At 60.3% G+C, this 6,643-nt stretch carries 7 protein-coding genes; 1 reads left to right on the top strand and 6 read right to left on the bottom strand.

Going from position 1 to position 6,643, the window contains the following annotated elements; translation table 11 throughout:
• Positions 1–91 precede the first annotated feature (91 nt).
• From QMX97_RS31175 to QMX97_RS31150, 6 genes are all read right to left on the bottom strand, one after another.
• Positions 92–745, bottom strand: coding sequence for an HAD family hydrolase (locus tag QMX97_RS31175; RefSeq protein ID WP_065901351.1), 654 nt, complete (start codon positions 743–745; stop codon positions 92–94).
• Between the two features lie 30 nt (positions 746–775).
• On the bottom strand, positions 776–1,765 hold the full coding sequence (locus QMX97_RS31170) for an ABC transporter ATP-binding protein (RefSeq protein ID WP_282398193.1): 990 nt from the start codon (positions 1,763–1,765) through the stop codon (positions 776–778).
• Positions 1,762–2,562 (bottom strand): ABC transporter permease, encoded by an 801-nt coding sequence (locus QMX97_RS31165; protein ID WP_065901347.1) that lies wholly within the window; start codon positions 2,560–2,562, stop codon positions 1,762–1,764. The genes QMX97_RS31170 and QMX97_RS31165 overlap by 4 nt, the downstream gene beginning before the upstream one ends.
• A complete protein-coding gene (locus tag QMX97_RS31160) occupies positions 2,549–3,385 on the bottom strand; it encodes an ABC transporter permease subunit (RefSeq protein ID WP_162946148.1) in 837 nt (278 codons plus the stop codon). The genes QMX97_RS31165 and QMX97_RS31160 overlap by 14 nt, the downstream gene beginning before the upstream one ends.
• A gap of 5 nt (positions 3,386–3,390) precedes the next feature.
• The gene (locus tag QMX97_RS31155; protein WP_282398192.1) at positions 3,391–4,197 is read right to left on the bottom strand and encodes an alkaline phosphatase family protein; all 807 of its coding nucleotides are present in this window, start codon (positions 4,195–4,197) and stop codon (positions 3,391–3,393) included.
• A gap of 163 nt (positions 4,198–4,360) precedes the next feature.
• Positions 4,361–5,437 (bottom strand): ABC transporter substrate-binding protein, encoded by a 1,077-nt coding sequence (locus QMX97_RS31150; protein ID WP_065901340.1) that lies wholly within the window; start codon positions 5,435–5,437, stop codon positions 4,361–4,363.
• A gap of 351 nt (positions 5,438–5,788) precedes the next feature.
• On the opposite strand from QMX97_RS31150, the gene QMX97_RS31145 reads away from it, so the two are divergent.
• Positions 5,789–6,502 carry a UTRA domain-containing protein gene (locus tag QMX97_RS31145; RefSeq protein WP_053128712.1) on the top strand — a complete coding sequence of 238 codons (714 nt, stop codon included), beginning with the start codon at positions 5,789–5,791 and terminating at the stop codon, positions 6,500–6,502.
• The last annotated feature ends 141 nt before the right edge of the window (positions 6,503–6,643 follow it).

Here is a 6,643-nt window from a genome sequence, read left to right as displayed (position 1 = left end):
GTGTCAGATGAAACATTCTTCACTGACAAACCGCTTTCGCTAGCAAGCCCGCTCCCACAGTGGACTGGATTTCAATTCAAGGAGCGCAGTGTCACACCCAGTGATGGATCGGCCAGCCGGCCTTTTCCGCGTGCTCGCGTAGCACCGGGTCCGGGTTCACCACGTTTGGGTGATCCACCTTCAGCAGCAACGGCAGGTCATTGCGCGAATCCGAGTAGAAATACGCCCCTTCCAGCGTCTCGCCTTCCTGCTCCAGCCATTCCAGCAAGCGTGTGATCTTGCCTTCGCGGTAGGTCAGTACACCGACGGTACGGCCGCTGTACACGCCATGGCTCACTTCCAGATCAATCCCCAGCACTTCATCGATGCCGATCCGCGCCGCAATCGGCGTGACCAGGTGGGTGCCCGAGGCGGAAATCACCAGGATGCGGTCGCCATTGGCGCGGTGGCGGGCGATGGTCTTGGTGGCGTCACTGTAGATCAGTGGTTCGATCACGTCCTCGACCCAGGGCTCCACCAGGTGGTCGATTTCCTCCGGGGTGCGGCCGATCATCGGCTCCAGGCTGAAGTCCATGAAGTCTTCCATGGCCAGCTTGCCCTGGCTGTAGGCATCCATCAGCTCGTTGTTCCTGCGCATGAACGACTCGGGGTCGACCCAGCCCAGGCGGCCCATCTGCTCGCTCCACAGGGTGGCGCAGTCGCCGTGGATCAGGGTGTCGTCCAAATCAAAAATTACCAATGCCATCCGTTACGCTCTCTCAATCAGTCGTGCTGCTCAGGCTACTTCACACAGTGCACTGGGGTCGATGGAAAGTGCCAGGCGCTGGCCGTCGGGGTGCAGATCGTCCGCCGAGCGGTTCAGTACGTCCACCACCAATTCGACGCCACGGGCTTCGATGCGGTAGCGGATCACGTTGCCCAGCAGGCTGTGGCTGCGCACCAGGGCATCGAGTTCGCCGCTGAGGCTGAGCTCGATGGCCTCGGGGCGAATCGCGATGCGCCCGCTGATCGGCCGCTGCAGCAACTGGCTGGCCTTGTCGGCGTCCAGCAGGTTGTAGTTGCCGATAAATCCGGCGGCAAAGACATCCACCGGCGCGGTGTAGAGGGTTTCGGCGTCGCCGCTTTGCACGATCTTGCCCTGGTTCATCAGGAAGATCCGGTCCGACATGGTCAGGGCTTCTTCCTGGTCATGGGTCACGAAGATCGTGGTCAAGCCCAGTTCGCGCTGGATCTGGCGGATCTGTTCGCGCAGGTGTTTGCGAATCCGCGCATCCAGCGCCGACAGCGGCTCATCGAGCAGCAACAGGCGCGGGCGGGTGACCAGCGAGCGGGCGAGCGCCACGCGCTGGCACTGGCCACCCGACATCTGGTGCGGGTAGCGGCCGGCGAGGTCCTTGAGTTCGACCAGTTGCAGCACTTCCTGTACCCGCTTGTGGCTGTCATCGGCATTGACCTTTTGCATGCGCAGGCCGAAGGCGACGTTCTGTTCCACGGTCATGTTGGGGAACAGTGCATAGCTCTGGAACACCATGCCGATGTGACGTTTTTGCGGGCTCAGCGGGACGATGTCCTGGCCATCCAGCAGGATTTTCCCACTGTCCACCGAGGTCAGGCCGGCGATGCAGCGCAGCAGGGTGGACTTGCCGCACCCTGACGGGCCGAGCAGGGTGACGAATTCGCCCTTGGCGATTTCGCAGTTGATATCACTGAACACCGGGGTGCCGGCGTAGCCTTTTTGCAGGTGTTGGACGCTGACGAAGCTCATTGGCTTTTGTCCTTGTTCAAGATATTGGCGGCCCAGGTCAGCACCAGCACAAAGAAGAAATAGGAAATCACGACGGCACTGGTGAAGTGGCCGCTGCTGTTGCGCATGTTGTTCAGGTACACCTGCAGGGTTTCGTAGCGGGTACCGACGAGGATGTTGGCGAACACGAACTCACCGAACAGGAACGAGAACGACAGCAGCAGCGCGACCATCAGGCCTTTGCGCAGGTTCGGTAGCACCACCAGGATCGCCGCCTGCCAGGTGCTGGCGCCGAGCAGTTGCGAGGCATCCATCAGGTCTCGCAGGTTGATCGCCTGCAGGTTATTGGTGATCGCGCGGTACATGAACGGCAGCGCCACGGTGAAGTAGCAACCGATCAGGATCCACGGTGTGCCCACCATCGCCAGCGGCCCGGAACCGTAGAGTTGCAGCAGGCCCACCGACGACACCACCGGCGGCACCGCGAAGGGCAGCAGGATCAGGATGTTCATCAGTGCGTCGAGCCTTGGGAAGTGGTAATGCACCACGAACAGCAGCGGCAGGATCAACACCACCGACAGCAGCAGTGCGCCCACGCACACCAGCAACGACTGCCCGAAGGCCATCAGGAAGCGCGGGTCGCTCCACAGTTGGACGTACCATTTCACGGTAAAGCCAGCGGGCAGGATGGTTGCCGACCAACTGCTGGCAATCGAATAGACGAAGGTGCCGATCAGCGGCAGCACCAGGATCGCAAACAACAGGTACACCACCACGCGGTGGTAGAGGGAGGCCGGGCCGGCTTCAGCGCGAGACATGGTAGCTCCTCTTGAGCAACAGTTGATGGACCACGGTGACCACGGTCATCAGCGCCACCAGCACCACGGCCAGGGCGCTGGCCATGTTCGGATCCAGCGAGACATCCCCCGACACCAGGCCGGCGATGCGAATCGGCAGCACGTTGAAGTTGCCGGTGGTCAGCGCGTAGACCGTGGCATACGCGCCCAGCGCGTTGGCCAGCAGGATCACGAACGTGCCCAGCAACGCCGGCGTGAGCACCGGCAAGCCGATATGCCGCCAGAACTGCCAGCCATTGGCACCCAGCAACGCCGCCGACTCGCGCCAGTCTTCGCGCAGCGCGTCGAACGCCGGGTAGAGCAGCAGCACGCCGAGGGGAATCTGGAAGTAGGTGTAGAGAATGATCAAGCCGGTCTTGGAGTACAGGTTGAAGTCCTGAATGATCCCGGCCTGCTTGAGCATGATGGTGATGCTGCCGTTGAAACCCAGCAGGATGATGAAGGCGAACGCCAGGGGGACACCGGCAAAGTTGCTGGTCATGTTGGCGAAAGCGGTGACGAAATTGCGCAGCGGCGAATCGACCCGGCGCAGGGAGTAACTGCCCAGGGTGGCGATTATGATGCCGAAGATGCTCGAGTAGAAGCTGATCTCCAGGCTGAACTGGATGGCTTGCAGGTAGAACTTCGAGCTGAAGATCCGCGTGAAGTTGTCCAGGCCCCAGCCGGTTTCTTCCGTTTGCAGGCTGTTGATCAACACCCAGACGAGCGGGGCGATTTCGAACACGATAAAGAACAGCGCGAAGGGCACCAGGCACAGCAGCGCCAGCCATTTGCCGCGAGTCATGGAATTCACTTCAACAGCTCCCGGCAGACAGGTTTGTCGTGTGGTACGCCCAACAGCTCGCAGACGGTGCCGCACAGGTCGGTCTGGTTCGGCGCGGCGTGGATGTCGAGGCTGAAGGCCTCGCCGAGTACAAACAACGGCACTTCGCGCTCTTCCGGCAACAGGCCGTTGTGGGAGCGATCGTTGTTCATGCCGTGGTCGGCGGTGACCAGCACCTGGTAGCCGGCATTGAGCCAGCCTTGCAGGTAGTCAGCCAGGATGATGTCGGCCGAGCGGGCGCTGTTGCGGTATTGCGCGGTGTCGAGACCGTGCTTGTGGCCGGCGTCGTCGATGTTCATCGGGTGCACGACCAGGAAGTTTGGCGCGTGTTTGACGCGCAGGCTTTCAGCGTCGGCAAACAGGTGTGAATCCGGGTAATGGTCATTCCAGTAGAAATGCCCGTGCTGGATCGCCAGCGCCTTGTCGTCGGTATGACGATCACGCGCGGCAATAAAGGGTGTGCGGTTATACAACTCACTGACCCAATGGTAAGCCGCCGCCGCAGTGGTCAGGCCGGCGTCGGTGGCGTAATGGAAAATGCTGCGTTGGTTGGACAGGCGCGAGACCTGATTGTGGACGATGCCGCTCTGGATTGGTGGCACGCCGGTGAGGATGCACTCATACAGCGGGCGGGACAGGGCGGGCAGTTCACATTCCAGTTTGTAGAGGGCTGCGCGTCCTGCGCCGACATAGGCCTGCAAGTGCCCCATGGCGTGTCGGGCAACCTCGAAGTTCAGGCCGTCGAGCACGACAAGGATGACATTGTGCTTCATGGGGGCTGGGGCTCCGCAACAGGGGATGTGGATCTTTTGTTCGGTTGGAACCGGATCAAATGTGGGCGCTGGCTTGCCTGCGATGGCGATGTATCAGCCGACATCAATGTCGAAGGTTCGACCGTCATCGCCGGCAAGCCGGCTCCTACAGGTTTTGCGTCGCTTACTTCATTTCTACGATGACTTGCTCGTTCCACTGTTGTGGCAACTTCTTGGAGGTCGCTTCCCAGGCATCGGCATCCTTGATCGGTTGCGGATTGGCCTTGGTGTACTGCTCGCCCGGGATCAGGTTCTTGGCGATATCAGCCGGCAGTTTCAGGTCGGTTTCAGCACGGATCGGACGCGCATTGCCACGCGCCAGGTTGAGTTGGCCGGCATCGCTGAAGATGTATTCGCGGGTCAGCTTGGCGGCGTTCGGGTGCTTGGCGTATTTGTTGATGATGGTGGTGTAGCCGGATTTTACCGAGCCGTCAGAAGGAATCAGCACCACGTAGTCATCCGGGTTGGCCATCTTGGCCTTGTAGCTCAGGCCGTTGAAGTCCCAGACGATGCCCACTTCGACTTCGCCTTTTTCCATGGTGGCGATGGTCGGGTTGGACAGCGAGAGACGACCTTGCTGGGCGATCTTGGTGAAAAACTGCAGGCCCGGCGCGATGTTTTTCTCGTCGCCTTTATTGGCGATGGCTGCCGCCAGTACGCCGTTGGCCGCTTGGGCCGCGGTGCTCACGTCGCCGATGGAGACTTTGTATTTGCCTTTCTGCAGGTCAGCCCAACTGGTTGGTACTTCGGAACCGTGCAGCAGCTTCTTGTTGACGATGAAGGCGATGGTGCCGGTGTAGGCCAGGGCCCAGTGACCGTCCTTGTCTTTGGCCCAATCCGGGACCTGGGCCCAGGTCGACGGTTTGTACGGCTGCGTGACTTCCTGCTTCACCGCGATCGGACCGAAGGCCGCGCCCACGTCGCCGATGTCGGCGCTGGCGTTGTCTTTTTCAGCCTTGAACTTGGCGATTTCCTGGGCCGAGCTCATGTCGGTGTCGATGTGCTTGAGGCCGTAGGTCTTGGCCAGGTCTTCCCAGGTGCCTTTCCAGTTGGCCCAGTCATCGGGCATGCCGACGCTGTTGATGGCGCCTTCTGTCTTGGCGGCAGCTTCAAGGGTTTTTAGATCGGTATCAGCAGCCATGGCGGCGGTGCACATGGCAATGGTCGAGCCTAACAGTGATGCCAGGAAAAGCTGTTTCATCCGAAGCTCCTTTGGGCGTTTTCAACGCTGCGTTTTTGTCGACGTTTGCGGTGGTGTTGGTCTAGGTCAGCAATACCTGAGCCAATCTAGGCTGGATGGATGACAGTTTCATGTCGATGTCGTTTTTAAATCGCTTGTGTCGCTCTGCACAGACTTAGCGTAGACCATGCTCAAGTGCCCGCAGAGCCTGGACTTGGCCGATGTATTGCAGGGTGTGCAGGAGGGACCCGACATGGACTGTCATCTGTCGGTCATCTGTAATGCCTAGGCTGGCACGCAATGGCAGGAGCCCGAATACAGCGCGTTTTGTGCACCTGAACGGTGCTGGTCTAGTCCAGATAGGTAACGTTGATGCGTGATGAGGCAATCAAGGCGGTGACATCCATCGGCCTGGCGCTGCAAGAGCAGATCGACCACGGCCTGTTGCCGCCTGCAAGCAAACTGCCCGCCGAGCGCAAGCTCAGCGAGTTGTTTGGTACCACTCGAATTACCGTGCGGGAAGCCTTGTTACAACTGGAGGCCCAAGGCCAGATCTATCGTGAGGAGCGCCGTGGCTGGTTTGTCTCGCCACCACGGCTGGCCTACAACTTGATGCAGCGCAGCCACTTTCACGCGATGGTCAACGACCAGGGGCGGGTGGCGTCTACCGAAGTGATCTCTGCGCGGCTGCAACCGGCCTCGGCGGCGGTGTGTGCGTGGTTGCAGTTGCCGGCGTTGTCCAGCGTGATCCAGATCTGCCGGGGCCGGCGGATTGACGGGCGGCTGGTGTTGTATGTGGAGCATTACCTGAACCCGCAGTATTTCCCGGGGATTCTTGAGTGCGACCTGAATCAGTCAATGACTGAGTTGTATGCGCGCAAATACGACTTGCACTACGGGCGGGTGCGTTTCGAAATCGTCCCGACCTCACTGCCGGTGGAAGCCGCCGCCGCGTTGCGCGTGTCGGTGGGCAGCCCGGGCCTGCGGATTGCCCGGGTCAATTATGACCAGCACCAGCGACTGATCGACTGCGACCTGGAATTTTGGCGGCATGATGCAATTCATGTCGGAGTGGATGTGGTTTAACCCGTGTGGCAAGCAGGCTTGAATGCAGGCACGCTTGTTGTGGTGAGCAGGCTTGCCCTGCGTTGGGCTGCGCAGCAGACCCGAAACCTGTATGGGGATTTTTCTGGCAGGTTAGGGGGGCTTTGATAGGGGCTGCTACGC

The sequence above is a fragment of the Pseudomonas sp. PS01298 genome (assembly GCF_029959745.1).
Classification (GTDB): Bacteria; Pseudomonadota; Gammaproteobacteria; order Pseudomonadales; family Pseudomonadaceae; genus Aquipseudomonas; species Aquipseudomonas aylmerensis.
Note: the sequence above shows the minus strand (reverse complement) of the source record. Positions and strands in the feature narration are given on the sequence as shown.